The sequence below is a fragment of the Allobosea sp. UC22_33 genome, from assembly GCF_042700715.1.
Lineage (GTDB): Bacteria > Pseudomonadota > Alphaproteobacteria > Rhizobiales > Beijerinckiaceae > Allobosea.
Genome location: NZ_CP170556.1, coordinates 5,390,386 through 5,405,416, shown reverse-complemented (window position 1 = coordinate 5,405,416; position 15,031 = coordinate 5,390,386). Strand labels below are relative to the sequence as shown.

The following is a 15,031-nucleotide window of genomic DNA, read 5'->3' as shown; positions in this document are numbered from 1 at the left end:
CGGTTACGCGATCGGGACCGTGAGCCCTGTCTTGACCCGGTCCATGGCGACGAAGGAGCGAAACTTGCGGATATTGGAATTGGCGAAGAACAGGCGCCGCGTCAGCGCCTCATAGGCCGCCATGCTCGGCACCAGCACGACCAGCATGAAATCGACCTCGCCGGTGACGTAATAGCATTGCTGCACCTCGGGCGCGGCGAGAAAGGCGCTCTTGGCCGCGTCGATATCGGGCGCGGTCTCGCTGACCAGTTCGATCTCGACGAAGAGCGTGATCGGATGGCCGAGCGCGGCGGGATCGACCACAGCGACATTGGCGCGGATGACGCCGTTAGCCTCCATCCGGCGGATGCGGCGCTGCACGGCCGGGGCCGAGAGGTTGACGCGCTCGCCGATCACCCGCTGCGGCGTGGTGTTGTCCTGCTGGAGGATGGCGAGGATCGCCCGGTCGAAAGCGTCGAGTTGATGAGCGGTCGGCTCGGCCATGCCTCATCCCGAGAAAGAAACTTGCAAGGTCACGGGTCAAATCCAGCGCCTTTTTCGCTTGGGATGCAATATCCATTCAGGCAACCCAGCCAGACGAGGCCGCCATGTTCCTGCTCAACCATCATCCGGACTACCGCACCGCCCTGCACCCGAAGGATGTCGCGACGCTGGGACCCGCCGGGGCGGACGCGATCGCGGCGCATCTGGCCGCACGGCCGAACCATGTCCCGACCCCGCTCCATAGCCTCCCGGCACTGGCCGCCGCACTCGGCGTCGGCGCGCTCTACATCAAGGACGAAGGCCAGCGCCTCGGGCTGGGCAGCTTCAAGGCGCTCGGCGGGGCCTATGCGGTGATCCGGCTGGCGCTTGAAGCGGCGTCCGAAAAGCTCGGCCGGCAGCTCGGCGATGCCGACATCAACGATCCCACCGTGCGCGAGGCGGCGGCCGGCATGACCTTCGCCTGCGCGACCGACGGCAACCATGGCCGCTCGGTCGCGCAGGGCGCGCAACTGCTGGGTGCGAAGGCCGTGATCTTCGTCCATGGCGGCGTCAGCGACGAGCGCGTCGCCGCCATCGCCCGCTTCGGCGCCGAGATGGTGCGCGTCGACGGCACCTATGACGATTCCGTGGTCGAGGCTGCGCGCGTCGCGATGCAGCGCGGCTGGACCATCGTCTCCGACACCTCCTGGGACGGTTACGAGCGCATCCCGGGCCTGGTCATGCAGGGCTACACCGCCATCGCCCGCGAGGGACTGGCGCAGATGCAAGCACAGTTCGGCGGAGAGCGGCCGAGCCATGTCTTCGTGCAGGCCGGCGTCGGCGGCATCGCCGCCGCGCTCGCCGCGCAGATGCAGACCAGCTTCGGCGATGACAGACCGTTCTTCACGGTGGTCGAGCCGTCGCGCGCGGCTTGCATCTTCGAGGCGGCCAAGAACGGAAAGCCCGGCAAAATCCCGCATGGCGCGCCGACCGTGATGGCGATGCTCGAATGCTACGATCCCTCGCCGCTGGCGCTGCGGGTGCTCTATCGCGCCGCCGATGCCTTCATGACCGCCAAGGATTCCGATGCGGTCGAAGCGATGAACCGGCTCGCCCGGCCGGCTGCGGGCGACCCTGCCATCGTCGCAGGCGAAAGCGGCGGGGCCGGGCTCGCCGGCCTGCTCGCGGCGCTGCGCGACCCGCAGGCCCGTGCCGCGCTGAAGCTCGACGGCAGCTCCCGCGTCTTCCTGGTCAATACCGAGGGGGCGACCGACCCGGCGCGTTATGCCGAACTCGTCGGGCTGAAGCCGGAGGAGGTCGCGTGACCGCGCAAACCTTCGAGCGCCTGACGCTGCATTCGCAGAGCCATTCGCCCTATGCGCGCAAGACCATCGTCTTCGCGCATGAGGCGGGCATCGCCGACCGGCTCGCGATCATCGACCAGGAGACAAGCCCGACCAACCGCAACCCGGAGGTCTTCGCGGTCAATCCGCTCGGCAAGGTGCCGGTCCTGATCACGCCGGAGGCCGGCGCGATCTTCGATTCGCTGGTGATCTGCGACTATCTCGACGGGCTCCACGACGGTCTCCGGCTGATACCGGCCGAGGGCAAGTCGCGCTGGCAGGCTCTGCGCCTGCATGCCATCGCGCAGGGGCTCTGCGATGCCGGCATCGCATTGCGCTGGGAGACGCTGCGCCGGCCGGAGCATCTGCGCTATCCGCCGCTTCAAGAGGGTCAGGCGGCCAAGCTCGTCGAGAGCTTCGACGTACTGGAGCGCGACGAGAATTTCGATGAGCCCGTCCATATCGGCCATATCGGGCTGGCGACGGCGCTCGCCTGGCTGGAATTCCGCGACCTGCCGGATTTCCGCGATCGGCGACCGCGACTGACACGCTGGTACGAGGCGTTCTCGGAGCGCGCCTCGATGCGAGCGAGCGCCTATCACGGCGAAACGCAGGACCGGCCGGCGGCTTAAGGCCATTGCCGCATGACCGGCTGACGTCGTAGCAGGGCCTGGCAGCGCGGCCTTTCCCCGGCCGTGCCGGAGACCGCGCATGAAGCTTCGTCCCGATACGCTGGCGATGACCGCCGTCCTCGCCATGCTGACGGCGCTCGGGCCGCTTTCGACCGATTTCTATCTGCCGTCCCTGCCCGAGATCGCGCGGGTGATGGATACGGATGTCGCTGGCGCGCAGGCAACGCTCTCCTCATTCCTGTTCGGCTTCGCCGCCGGGCAGATCGTCTGGGGACCGCTCTCGGATCGTCTCGGCCGCAAGCCGATTCTGCTGGCAGGCCTCACCCTGTTCGGACTCGCGACGTTGGCCTGCGCCTTCGCGCCCTCTATCGAAGCGCTCACCCTGGCGCGGGCCTTCCAGGCGCTCGGCGCCTCCGGGCCGATCGTGCTCGGCCGCGCGATGGTGCGCGATCTCTATGACGGGCCGCGCGCCGGGCGCGAGCTCGCCCGCATGGGCATGATCATGGGGCTGGTGCCGGCGATCGCGCCGGTGATCGGCGGCGTGCTGCAGGTCGCCTTCGGCTGGCGCTCGACCTTCCTCGCCTCGCTCGTCTTCGGGCTGGCGCTCGCCATGGTCATCGTCACGGTGATGCCGGAGACGCTGCGGGCGCGCTCGCCGCAGCCGCTCTCCCTCGTCAGCATCTTCAGGGGCTTCGGGATGCTGCTGCATAACCGCGCCTTCCGCGTCTATGTCGCGCTGACGGCGCTGGCCTATGCCGGGCTCTTCGCCTTCATCTCCGGCTCGTCCTTCGTGCTGATCGGCGTCTACGGGCTGACGCCGATCGCATACGGCTTCTCCTTCGGCTTCGGCGTGCTCGGCTACATCTTGGGCACGATCATCGCCCAGCGCCTCGTCGGGCGGCGCGGCATGGACGGGGTCATCGCCATCGGCGTTGCCTGCCTCGCCGGCGGCGGATTGATCATGCTGGTCTGCGTGCTCACCGGTATCGGCGGCGCGGCCGGGGTCGTCGTGCCGATGGCGCTCTATGCCTGCGGCGTCGGGCTGACCATGCCGCAGGCCCAGGCCTCGGCGATGATGCCGTTCCCGGACCGGGCCGGCGCGGCCTCCTCCTTCAACGGGCTCTGCCAGATGCTGCTCTCGGCCTGCGTCGGATTGCTGGTCGGGCACCTGCTCAAGAACGCCGCGCTGCCCCTGCCGCTGGTGATGTCGGCGCTGGGCGTGACGGCGCTCGTCCTGTTCCGCGCGACGCGCGGCATCCGGGCGGCGAAGGCGTAGGCTTCAGCCGCCGAAGAGCCGCTCGAAGAAGTTCTTCTCCTGCGGCGCCGGGCGAACCCAGCCGCTGTCGCCCTGGGGCTGGGCCGGCGCGGCCGGGAACCGCGCATCGGCAACCGGTGCGCCATCGCCGATCGCCTTCGGCGCGCCCTGCCACAAGCCGCCGGGCAGCGGGATGGGCTGTGCGCCGGCATGCGCCGCCTTCATGTATTTGCCCCAGATCTCGCCGGGGAGGCCGGCGCCGGTGACACGCTTCATCTTCGAAGCGTCGTCGTTGCCGACCCAGACGGCCGTGACGAGCTTGGCGGTGAAGCCGACGAACCAGGCATCGCCATAATCCTGCGTCGTGCCCGATTTGCCGCCGACCTGCCAGCCCGGAATGTTGAACTTGCTGCCGGTGCCGCCGTTCATCACGCCATTGAACATGGTGTTGATCATGGCGAGATTCTGCGGCTGGATGACCGGGCCGAGATTCGCAGCCTTGCGAGCGTAGACGACCTTGCCATTGGTCTGGCGCACCTCGCGGATGACATAGGGCAGCACCGACTGGCCGCCATTGGCGAAAGTCGCGTAGGCGGCCGTCAACTCCAGCGGCGTCACCTCCGATGTCCCGAGCGCCAGCGACAGGTTCGGCTGCAGGGCCGAGTTGATGCCGAGGCGCTGCGCCGTGCGGATGACCTCCCTGGGCGTCACCTCCTGGATCAGCCGGGCGGCAACTGTGTTGAGCGAATGCTGCATCGCCGTCGCGAGCGTCACCGGGCCGCGATAATTGCGCGAATAGTTTTCCGGCTCCCAGCCCTTGATCGAGACAGGAGCGTCGTCGCGGATGGTGTCGGGCGTCATGCCCTTCTCGAGCGCGGTCAGGTAGACGAAGGGCTTGAATGACGAGCCGGGCTGGCGATGCGCGGCCGTAGCGCGGTTGAACTGGCTCTTGGTGTAGTCGCGCCCGCCGATCAGCGCGCGGATCGCCCCGTCCGGAGCAAGCGAAACCACGGCGCCCTGCGAGGCATTCAGCTTGGAGCCCTGCGCCGACAGCGCATCGACGAGCGTCGTCTCGGCCGAGGACTGCAGCTTCGAATCGATCGTGGTGAGGACTGAGACGTCGCCTTCGACCGCGCCGATGAAATCATCGAGCACGTCCATGACGTAGTCGGCGGCGTAGTTCACCGAGCCGGCACCGACCCGCTCGGGCACCTCGGCCGGTGCAGTCAGCGCGGTCTTGGCGGCGGCCTGGGTAATGAAGCCCTGGTCGGTCATCGCGGCGATGACGAGCTGGGCACGCTTCTCGGCCAGATCGGGATTGCGGTTGGGCGCGAGCCGCGACGGGGCCTGGACAAGCCCGGCCAGCATCGCCGCCTCGGCGATCGTCACCGAACGCGCCGACTTGTTGAAATAGCGCTGCGCGGCGGCCTCGACACCATAAGCACCGGAACCGAAATAGACGCGGTTCAGGTAGAGCTCGAAAATCTGGTCCTTGGTGTAGGTGCGCTCCAGCCAGAGCGCCAGGATCGCCTCCTGGATCTTGCGGGCGGCGGTACGGTCCTGGGTCAGGAAGAGATTCTTCGCGAGCTGCTGGGTCAGCGTCGAGCCGCCCTGCGCCACGCCGCGCCCGCGCAGATTGGTGACGAGCGCGCGGGTGATGCCGATCGGGTCGATGCCGAAATGCTCGTAGAAGCGCCGGTCCTCGATGGCGACGAAGGCACGCGGCAGATACGGCGGAATCTCTCCGATCGTGACGGTGCGCCCGCCGGTCTCGCCGCGATTGGCAAGCAGCGAGCCGTCGGCGGCGAGGATCGCGATGTTGGGCGGCCGCTTCGGCACGGTGAGCTGGTCGATCGGCGGCAGTTGCGAGGCGTGATAGGCGACGAGCCCGCCGATGCCGATGACGCACCAGAGACCGAGCACCATCGACCAGTAGAACAGGCCGCCCAGGAGCGAGCGGCGGCCACGCCGGCCGCGGCGCTTGCCGCCACCTCCGCCACCACCGCTGCGCTTGTCACGCTTCGGCGGGTTGCGGAGTTGCCGGCTCGGCTCGGGCTGCGCCGGGGCGTTGCGGAAGCGTGAGGGGCGATCGTCTGGAGAAAGGCGCATGTCACCGTCCACGTGACGCTCGTCACGCTCATAACCAAAGGAGGGCTCGCGCCGCTCCCCTCGTGCAATCCGGTCGTTCATCCTGCCCCGTTTTCGGCCGCCAAGCCGCCTCGCAATGCGGTCAGGTCACACAGGATTCAAACATGGCGCTTTTAAGGGTTCGTAAAGCGTGCACTGCGGCAGAGGCCGCGGTGTCGTCGCGCAAACGTGAAGTGATTTGCAAACACGCAAACGGAATCGTCATCGACTGGGATATTGCGCAAGTTCGGATTGCTCGCCTAGAACCCGCGACGGCACCAACCCATCCTTCCGATATCTGATCAAGGACCCTTGCATGCAGTCTCTGTCCCGCTACGCGCCGTACACGCTCGGTCTGCTCCGCATCTTCACTGCGCTGACCTTCATCTCGCACGGCACGCAGAAGCTGTTCGGCTTTCCGCAGCCGCCGTCCTGGGGCTTGCCTGCTGCGATGAGCCTCCCCTGGATCGCCGGCGTGCTGGAGATCGTCGGCGGCACCCTCGTCCTGGTCGGCTTCCTGACCCGCCCGGCCGCCTTCATCCTCTCGGGCCTGATGGCCGTCGCCTACTGGATGGCGCATGGCTCGAAGGGCTTCTATCCGCTGCTGAACGGCGGCGAGGCCGCTATGCTGTTCTGCTTCATCTTCCTCTACATCGCCACCGCCGGTCCGGGCGCCTTCGCCGTCGAATCCCGCAAGAACTGACGCATCGACAGCGCCGAAAACAGGAAAGGCCCGCTCCCTTACCGGAAGCGGGCCTTTTTCATGCCTGAAGCGACGCGACTCAGACCGCCGCGGAAATCCAGCGCGAGAGATCGCTCTTGGGGGCGGCGCCGACCTTCTGCGAGGCGAGCTTGCCGTCCTTGAACAGCATCAGGGTCGGGATCGAGCGGATGCCGAACTGGGCCGGGATCTGCTGATTCTCGTCGACGTTCATCTTGACGATCTTGACCTTGCCGTTGAGCTCGGTCGCGATTTCCTCGAGCGCCGGGCCGATCATGCGGCAGGGGCCGCACCATTCCGCCCAGAAATCCACCACGACCGGCTCGGACGACTTCAGCACGTCGGCCTCGAAGCTCTGATCGGTAACCTTGCTCGTTGCCATGACTGGCCGCCTTTCGGTTTCAATGGGCGGCAATGCCACCCTTCGCCAGCGAAGCTATGAACGCCGGCCCCCCGGGTCAAGGCGCGTGCACCGCAGGGCTGAATCGTGCCGGCTGCGTCACGAGCCGCCCGAGACGAGGCTCGCCCCGACATTGATCGCCATCGCCAGGATCGAGGTATTGAAGACGAAGGCGAGAATCGAGTGCAGCAGCACGACGCCGCGCGCCTCGCGCGTGGTCACGCCGACATCCGAGGTCTGCGAGGTGCAGCCGATCGTATAGGCGAAATACAGGAAATCGACATAGTCGGGATCGGCCTCGCCGGGGAAATCGAGACAGGGCTCCTTCCTGCCGCCGCGGTAATAGACGCCGGCATAATGCAGCGTGAAGAACGCGTGCAGCAGCGTCCATGAACACAGGATCGTGACGCCGCCGAGCGCGAGATGCAGGCCGCGATCCGGGGCGGGCACGGCGCCGATGCCGGTGAGCTGAAGCACGATGGCGACAAAACTCGCCCCCGTCGCCAGGCAGGCGATGACGAGGATGGCGAAGGCGCCCTCGTCCTGCCGCTCGGCCCGCGCCCGGATCTGCTCGACCGTTTCGGTGAACATCGTCGTCGCAAGCAGGCCAAGATAGAGGATAGCGCCCGCATCCCAGGCGACCAGCAGCCGCGTCGCCCAGCGCCAGTTGCCGGGCAGCAGCAGGACGAGCAGGATTCCAGCGGCCAGAGCCGCCACAAGGCGCGGGCGCAGGGCGAGAGAATGTGGCAGGATCTTCATGGCCGGAACGATCCCTCGGTTGTGCTGCCGCGCTCGCCGGCCCCAAGCGCGGCGAGCGCCTGATCGAGCCGGCCGGCATCCAGTTCGAAACAGGTGAGACTGGCGGTATAGATCGCCAAGGCCCTTACGGTGCGGCCCGGATAGATCTCTCGCATCAGCGCGGCATAGGCGGCGAGCTGCGCGACCGTCGTGACGGGAATGGCATCGACCTCGCGCGGCGGCCGCGCCGTGGTCTTGAAATCGGCGACGATGACGGCGTCGGCGGTGACGGCCATCCGGTCGATCCGGCCGGAGACGGCACGCCATTCGCCGTCCGGCATGCGGATCGAGCCCGCGACAGGCACTTCCGCCAAAGCGTCGGGTGCAAAGAGCCCGGCCAGCGCGGGCGCCCCCAGCAAGCGCACGGCATCCGCGACGATGGTGGTTCGCCTCTCGGGGCGAAGCGCTCCGCCGCGCGCTTCGGCAAGGGCTTCAGCAGCTACAAGGCGACGCGTCTCGGGAACGCCCGGCAGGACTTGCAGAAGCAGATGGGCCAGCCGGCCCGCCGCAGCAGCCTCGGCCAGGAAGGGGCCGTCGCCGGGCCGCTCCTCGCCATCGGCAGCGGTGAGAGCGCTCGACGGCTTCAGCGGCGGCAAGGGCTCGGCCTCGCGGATGACGCGCTTCGCCAGCCAATCCGGCACGGCGAGGGGCTTTGCCTCGGCCTCCAACCGGCTGGCCTCGTTCTCTATCGACGACGGCGCCGAGACCATGAAGCGCAGAACCGCCTCGTCGCCTTCGCCGAGTTGCTGCAAGCCGGCATCCGACTGCATCAGCCCCTGCTCGATCATCGCGTACCAGCTTCCGGGCGGTGCCTCGCCCTTGGGCTGCGCGCCGCAGACGATTAGGCGATCCTCGGCGCGGGTCATCGCAACATAAAGCAGGCGGTGATGCTCCTCGACCATCTGCGCGACCACCCTGTCCTTGGCCGCTTCGGTCGCCTGAACGTCTTCGGCGGAGGCCGGTGGCCAGAGCGGCACGAGCCCGCCTGATGGCGTCCGCACGGCGAGGATCTTCGGCAGGCGCCTCGCGCCCGGCTCGACGCCGAGATCGGCGAGAATGACGATCTTGGCCTCAAGCCCCTTTTCGAGCCGTGCACGGTCATGACGCGGACTTCGCCGGCGCTGGCCGAGAGATCGCGCTTCACATCGGCGGCGCTGCCAGCGACATGCTGGAGGAAACCGGCGAGCGAGGGGCCGTAGCGCCGCTCGTGATCGAGCGCGGCGTTGAGGAAGGCGTCGAGCGCATCGCCCGCTTCGGCGCCGAGCCGGGCCAGCGCCAGATTGCGCCCGCCGCCGGGGCCGAGCAGGTCGGCGAAGAAGCGGAACGGTCCTTGCCGCCCGGCCTGCTGCGTCCAGTGGACGAGCTTCGCTTCGGCCGCGGCATAGCGCGGCTCTTCCGCCGCGGCTTCCTGCAAGGCGGTGCGCAGCGAGCCCTGGCGGTTCGGCGCGAGGCGGAGAAGGTCGTCGTCGTCGAGATCGATCAGCGGCGTCTTGAGAGCGGTCGCGAGCGTCAGATCGTCGTCGGGCAGGAGCAGGGCGCGGCCGAGCACGACGAGGTCTTCCACCGCCGGATGCTCCGCCAATGTCAGCCTGTCGCGACCGGCGACGGGGACATCGGCATCCTTCAGCGCCTTGACGATCGCCTCGAACAGCGCGCCGCGCTGGCGCAGCAGGATCATGACGTCGCCGGCCGCGAAGGGATGGCCGAGATCGTCGCGGCGGTCGCGATGCCAGCGCTGTAAGGTCCGCGCGATGCGCTCGGCGAGTTTCACCGTGCCGCCGCGGCGCTCCGGCGCATCGACCGGCGTGGTCCAGGCGTCGGGCGGCTCGCCCGTGTCATTGGCGGCGATCGGCCAGATATCGACGGTGCCGGGTGCATTGCGACGGACGGTGTCGTGGATTTCCGGCCGCTCCGCGCCGTCGAAGACGAGCCCGCGCGCATGCTCGGGCAAGGCGAAGACGGCATCGACCGCCTGCATGATGTCCGGCGCCGAGCGGAAGGAGGTGTTGAGGCTGATCGCCTCGAAATCCCGCTCCGCCGCTCTGATACGCTGGCCGAGCGCGCGGCGTTCCTCGCCGAAGGCGGCAGGTGCGGCGCCCTGGAAGCCGTAGATCGACTGCTTCTCGTCGCCGACGACGAAGATGGTGCGCGGCTTGGCCCGGAGATCGTCTCCGCCCGTGAACTCCTCCGCGAGCTTGCGCAGGATCGCCCATTGCGCCTCGCCGGTATCCTGCGCCTCGTCGAGCAGGATGTGGTCGATGCCGGCATCGAGCTTGTAGAGCACCCAGGCGGCTTCGACCCGCTCCAGCAGCGAGCGCGTGCGCCCGATCAGGTCGTCATAGTCGAGCAGCGAGCGCAGGCTCTTCTGGCGCTGGTAGGAAGCGAGCATGCGCGTCACCAGCAAGGCGAGCGCCGCGCTGCGATCGCGGATCGCGACGGCGTTCAATTGCTCGGAGGCGGCCAACAGGAGGGTGGCAAGTTCCTCCAGCGTGACAAGCAAGGCGCCGTCGAACTCGGATTTGCCCTTGCCGCGGATATTGGCGTTGATCGTGCTCTCGCCAGTGATGAAACCGCGCCGGCAGAAACCGACGGGATCGCCGTCATCCTGTCCGGCGAGAAGGGTGCGCAGGTTGGTCGCGAAGTTCTGGCGGGTGGCGCTGCCGGCCTGAAGCGCCTCGATCAGGGCAAGCAATCCCGGCAAAGCCGCCAGATCGGCGCGGAAGCGCGCCTTGATCGCATCGGCCGACAGGTCCGGCGCGATGCCGAGGAAGGCGGCAATGCCTGCTGTCACCGCCTCCGGATCACGGGCGCGGCCGTTCTCGTCGCTGAAGAGCGCGCGCTGTCGCAAAGCCTCCTGGAACATCGTCTCGAAGGAGTCCTGCGCCGCGAGCCGCGCCAGCAGATCGAGCGCGCGCGCCTCCGGTCCGTTCGGCGCGGCGGCGACGAGGGCGAGCAATTCACGACGGGCCGAACGCAGCATCTCGGCCTGCGCCAGATCGTCGGCGACCTCGAAACGGGGCGGCACATTCGCCTCGAAGGGCGCGGACTGGAGCACGCGGGTGCAGAAAGCGTGAATGGTCTCGATGCGCAGGCCGCCCGGGGTCTCCAGCGCCTGCGCGAAGAGGCGGCGGGCCTTGGCCCGCTCGGCCATCGTCGGCGCGCGGCCGGTGAGCTGCGTCAGCTCTCGCCCCAGCGCCTCGTCGGACAGCGTCGCCCAGTTGCTCAGCGCCTTGAAGATGCGGTTCGCCATATTGGCGGCGGCCGCCTTGGTATAGGTGATGCAGAGCATCCGGCTGGGCGCGACATCGTCGAGCAAAAGCCGGAGCACGCGGTTGACCAGCACATGGGTCTTGCCCGAGCCGGCATTGGCCGAAACCCAGGCGGAGAGGCCGGGATCGGCGGCTTGCGCCTGGCGCTGGTTGGTCAGCGGCGGGACGATCCAGCCGAGCTTCATGCCTCGCCCCCTTCGTCACCACCGGGCGCGGCCGACCATTCCTTGACGCGGGCCAGATGATCGTAGGGGCTGGCATAGCGGATGTAGTCAGGCGCACGGCGCGAGACGAAGGGCTCGCGGCTGGAGCGCAAGCGATCGAGATATTCGAGCAGGCGTTCGAGATGGCGTGCGGCGACATCGGCCAAGGGTTCGTCGCCGAATTCCAGCGGCTTGTCCTTGGCCCAGCCTTTGGGATCGTGGTGGAGCTTCATGTAGAGCACCGCCGCGACCGGCGTCGGGCCCGCCAAACCCTCGAAGCCGGCGCGGGCGGCAAGCTCCGCCTCCAGCGTCAGTTGCGGGGCAAAGCCCTTCTCGACCTGCGCCTTGCTCGGCGGCGCGCCGGTCTTGAAATCGACGATGCGCAGCGCCGGTTCGCGCGTCAGTTCGATCCGGTCGGCCCGGCCGCTCAGGCGAAAGCTGCTGCCATCGGCGAGCGGAAAGCTCGCGCCGGTGAAGAGCTCGACGCCGATATTGGCGATGTCGCTGCGTCGACGCTCCTCCCAGCGGATGAAATGACCGGCGGTCAGCAGGAAGCGCGGCCACCAGAAGGCCTTGACCTCAGGAACGTCGTCATAGGCGCGGAAGAGCCGGGCGCCGATCCCGACCAGTTGGCTCAGCGCATCGGCAGGCAGCCCTTCCGGATAGGTCGTGGTGAATTCCTCGACGATGCCGTGCAGGAGCTTGCCGCGATCCTGCGCGGTCGGATCGGCCACGAGATCGTCGAGCGCATCGAGCTTCAGGATCTTGCGGGCGTGGATCTGATAGGGATCGCGATAGAGCGTCTCGACCTCGGTTACGCTGAGCGAGAGCGGCTGAAGGTCGCGCGGCGGACGTGGCGCCGGGCGGCTGATCGGCTTCGCGTTTGCGGGGGCGCTCAACACGCCGGCCAAGGCCCGCAGCTTCCCGCCTTCGTCCACGGCCTTCGTCCAGACCGGTTGCGGCGTCACCGCCTGCAGGCGCTGCCAGAAGCGCGACGCGATGGTCTCGGCCTCGCCGGCCTTGCGCGGGCGCGTCAGCGTGACCTCGGGCGCGAGCGCCGCCATGACGAAATCATGGGCGGTCTGGCCGATGCGCCGCTCCGGCGGCGAGAGGCCGAGCTCGGCGCGCATCGGCCGGTTGATGAAGGAATCGGTCGTGGTCTGCGGCGGCCAGACGGTTTCGTTCAGGCCGCCGAGAACGACATGGTCGGCCTCCAGCAGGCGCGCTTCGAGCAGGCCCCAGATCGCGACGCGCGGATAGCCCGGCGCCGCCCGCTTGACCACGGTTTCCGCCAGAAGCCCATCGAGAATGGCGACGAAATCGCGTGCCGTCCCGTTCGGCGGCATCACGGGCTCGGCGCCGGCCAGCTCGTCGAAAAGCCCGGAGAGCGCTTCGCCATCCGGCCCGACGAAGGCGAGCGGTGTGCCGGCCTCGCTCAGGCTCAAGGCGGTAACAGTCGCGCATGCCGCCGAAACGACGGCGGCCAATGACGGCGCCTCGGCAGCGAACGCCTCGCGCAAAGATGCGCTGGCCGCGCCGAGCGCATGCAGCACCTTCGCCGCGGCTGCCTGATCTTCGGCCGTCAGGCGCTTGCGCGGACGCGGGACATGCCCGCTCTCGCGGATCGCCTCCCAATTCGCCAGTGCGGCCTCAAGACCTGGCATGCCGCGGCCGACCGCTTGGCCGCGCCATGTCCCGATCTCGAGCGCAGCGGCTCCACGCGCGAGCGCATCCCGGCCGAGGCCCAGACGGCAGAGCGGATGGGCCAGCAGCGGCACAAGGGCGATCGGCGCCATCTCGGCCAGTACAGCTTCGAGGATGAGCCGCAGCAGCGAGCCCGCCGGCCAGCGCCCGAGCGGCAGACCGGCGGAATCATCGACCTCGACACCCCAGCGCTTGAGCTCGACGGCGACGCGCTCGGCGAGGCCGCGATCCGGCGTCACCAGTGCCGCGTGGGCGCCCGGCCGCTCCAAGGTCTCACGCAAGGCGATGGCGACGATCAGCGCCTCCTCGCGCTCGTCCGCGGCTTCGACGACGCGCAGGCCTTTGAAACCCTCAGCCGCCATCGCTTGCGGGATGCGGGCGCCGATATCGGACCAGAGTTCCGTGACCGAGGCGGGCAGCATCGCCTCGCGCAGCAACGCAGCGCGGGCCCGGCGCGCGGCATCAGGCTGCGACAGCTCGCGCACGTCGTCGCGGACCGCTTCGAGCGTCTCCAGCAGGTGGTGCAGGGCCGCTTGCGGGTGGGACGGGGCAGGTTCCCTGATGATCGCGTCCCAGGCGCGCTGCTCCAGGCCGAGATCGATGCCGGGCAGGACCACGGCGCCATTCGGCAGGCGGGCGATGGCCGCGAGCAAACGTGCGGTCGCGGGGACCGTGCCGGTCGAGCCGGCCGCGATGATCGGCCCGGCCGCACCGCCGGCAAGCAGACGGTCGCGCTCGGCCGCGAGCATGCGGTTGCGGAAGTCGGCCGGGTCGCAGGCGCCGCGCTCGGCCAGGATTTCGGGCCAGGCCTCGCCGAGAATGGCGAGGAAGCCCGCATTGAGCTGCCAGACGCGGTCGAAGCGGGCGGCATCGAGCGAGGCGAGCCGTTCGACCGAGACGCCTTCCGTCTGCATCTGGTCAAGCAGGGCGGCGAGGTCGCCGGCGAGCCCATAGGCTTCGGCCAGCGTCGCCGGCACCAGGGCGGGCTCGCTCGGATCGAGCCGGAGATGGTTGCGATTGGCCGTGCGGCCCCAGGCATCGACCAGCCGCGTCAACAGCATGCGGCGTTCGAGCGGTGCGATCGGGGCGACGCGCTCTTCCGCCCAGGCGCCGGCACCGATCAGCGCCGTCTCCGCCTCGTCGACATCGCCGAGCGGGACGATGCGCGGGAGCAGCAGCGGCTTGCCGCCGAGCTTGCCGGCGAGGATCGCAGCGAAGGCTCGGGCGGCACGACGCGTCGGCAGGTAGAGCGTCGTCCGTGCCATCGCGGCGGGATCGGCGGGGTCATGGACCGGCCCGAGCCGGCCATCCAGCATCGCCTGCGCCAGCACCTCCAGGAAGGGCGCGCCGGCCGGGATGCTGAACAGGTTGAGCTCAGGCATCGACCGGCTGGGCGGCGGCGAAAGCGGCCTCGGCCGGCGCGATCGCCTCCGGCCGGTCGACATGCAGCCAGCGGCCTTTGAGGACATGGCCGGAAAGCCGCCCACGCGCGATGGCTCGGTCGAAGAGCAGGTTGAACGAGAACGAGGCCGGCGTGTCCACGAAGAAGTCCGGCGTCACGATCGCGATGCCGGCATAGACGTATGGTGCGCTTGCGGCCGCGCCGCGCCGCGCCAGACGGCCCTCGTCGTCGCGGAAGAAATCGCCGGGGCCGTTGAAGCCGACGCTGCTCTCGCGCTCCGCCAGCAGCAGCAGCATATCCATCTTGTCGCCATCCCAGGCGGCGGCCATCGCGCCGAAATTGGAGACGCCGCGCTCGCTCCAGAGCGAATCCGAGTTGACGCTGAAGAACGGCCCGTCGCCGAGCAGCGGCAAGGCCTTCCTGGCGCCGCCGCCGGTTTCGAGCAATTCGCCACGCTCGTCCGAGATGGTGATGCGCGGGCGCATGCGGCTGGCGACATGCGCCTCGACCTGCCCGGCGAGGTGATGGACGTTGACGACCGCCTCCTCGACACCGGCCTCCGCCAGCCGGTCGAGCGCATGGTCGAGCATCGCCTTGCCGCCGATTTTCACCAGCGGCTTGGGCAGCGTATCGGTGATCGGGCGCATGCGCTGCCCGAGGCCGGCCGCCAGCACGATCGCCCGGCGGATCGGCGGCGAAGCGGTTGTGGTCACGC

Annotated in this window: 12 protein-coding genes; 4 read left to right on the top strand and 8 right to left on the bottom strand. The window is 68.8% G+C overall.

Translation table 11 applies throughout. The features are described 5' to 3' along the window. Nucleotides 1-3: 3 nt before the first annotated feature. Nucleotides 4-483: an Lrp/AsnC family transcriptional regulator gene (locus ACFJGT_RS26120; protein WP_377844442.1), complete on the bottom strand. Its 480-nt coding sequence runs from the start codon at nt 481-483 to the stop codon at nt 4-6. Between the two features lie 104 nt (nt 484-587). On the opposite strand from ACFJGT_RS26120, the gene ACFJGT_RS26115 reads away from it, so the two are divergent. The 3 genes from ACFJGT_RS26115 to ACFJGT_RS26105 all read left to right on the top strand — a co-directional run bounded on the left by ACFJGT_RS26115 (nt 588) and on the right by ACFJGT_RS26105 (nt 3,713). After that, nucleotides 588-1,787, top strand: coding sequence for a diaminopropionate ammonia-lyase (locus tag ACFJGT_RS26115; protein ID WP_377844439.1), 1,200 nt, complete (start codon nt 588-590; stop codon nt 1,785-1,787). 20 nt (nt 1,788-1,807) lie between these two features. Continuing rightward, nucleotides 1,808-2,437 carry a glutathione S-transferase family protein gene (locus tag ACFJGT_RS26110; protein ID WP_377849077.1) on the top strand — a complete coding sequence of 210 codons (630 nt, stop codon included), beginning with the start codon at nt 1,808-1,810 and terminating at the stop codon, nt 2,435-2,437. A 79-nt stretch (nt 2,438-2,516) separates the two neighbouring features. Then, entirely contained in the window at nt 2,517-3,713 is a 1,197-nt protein-coding gene (locus tag ACFJGT_RS26105) for a multidrug effflux MFS transporter (RefSeq protein ID WP_377844437.1), read from the top strand. Nucleotides 3,714-3,716: 3 nt separating this feature from the next. Here ACFJGT_RS26105 and ACFJGT_RS26100 read toward each other — a convergent pair whose 3' ends face one another. Next, nucleotides 3,717-5,882: a transglycosylase domain-containing protein gene (locus ACFJGT_RS26100; protein ID WP_377844435.1), complete on the bottom strand. Its 2,166-nt coding sequence runs from the start codon at nt 5,880-5,882 to the stop codon at nt 3,717-3,719. Between the two features lie 253 nt (nt 5,883-6,135). On the opposite strand from ACFJGT_RS26100, the gene ACFJGT_RS26095 reads away from it, so the two are divergent. After that, nucleotides 6,136-6,522, top strand: a complete 387-nt coding sequence (locus ACFJGT_RS26095) for a DoxX family protein (RefSeq protein WP_377844432.1) — start codon at nt 6,136-6,138, stop codon at nt 6,520-6,522. A 79-nt stretch (nt 6,523-6,601) separates the two neighbouring features. On the opposite strand, the gene trxA is transcribed toward ACFJGT_RS26095, so the two are convergent. The 6 genes from trxA to ACFJGT_RS26065 all read right to left on the bottom strand — a co-directional run bounded on the left by trxA (nt 6,602) and on the right by ACFJGT_RS26065 (nt 15,029). Then, complete coding sequence (gene trxA, locus ACFJGT_RS26090) at nt 6,602-6,922, bottom strand: thioredoxin (RefSeq protein WP_038366779.1); 321 nt, start codon at nt 6,920-6,922, stop codon at nt 6,602-6,604. A 117-nt stretch (nt 6,923-7,039) separates the two neighbouring features. Next, a complete protein-coding gene (locus tag ACFJGT_RS26085; RefSeq protein ID WP_377844429.1) occupies nt 7,040-7,699 on the bottom strand; it encodes a DUF1345 domain-containing protein in 660 nt (219 codons plus the stop codon). Next, nucleotides 7,696-8,640: a PD-(D/E)XK nuclease family protein gene (locus tag ACFJGT_RS26080; RefSeq protein ID WP_377844425.1), complete on the bottom strand. Its 945-nt coding sequence runs from the start codon at nt 8,638-8,640 to the stop codon at nt 7,696-7,698. Before ACFJGT_RS26080 ends, ACFJGT_RS26085 begins: the two co-directional genes overlap by 4 nt. After that, complete coding sequence (gene addA, locus ACFJGT_RS26075) at nt 8,601-11,192, bottom strand: double-strand break repair helicase AddA (protein ID WP_377844422.1); 2,592 nt, start codon at nt 11,190-11,192, stop codon at nt 8,601-8,603. Before addA ends, ACFJGT_RS26080 begins: the two co-directional genes overlap by 40 nt. Next, complete coding sequence (addB, locus tag ACFJGT_RS26070) at nt 11,189-14,296, bottom strand: double-strand break repair protein AddB (RefSeq protein ID WP_377844420.1); 3,108 nt, start codon at nt 14,294-14,296, stop codon at nt 11,189-11,191. The genes addA and addB overlap by 4 nt, the downstream gene beginning before the upstream one ends. Next, entirely contained in the window at nt 14,289-15,029 is a 741-nt protein-coding gene (locus ACFJGT_RS26065; protein ID WP_377844418.1) for a nucleotidyltransferase family protein, read from the bottom strand. The genes addB and ACFJGT_RS26065 overlap by 8 nt, the downstream gene beginning before the upstream one ends. Nucleotides 15,030-15,031: the final 2 nt, after the last annotated feature.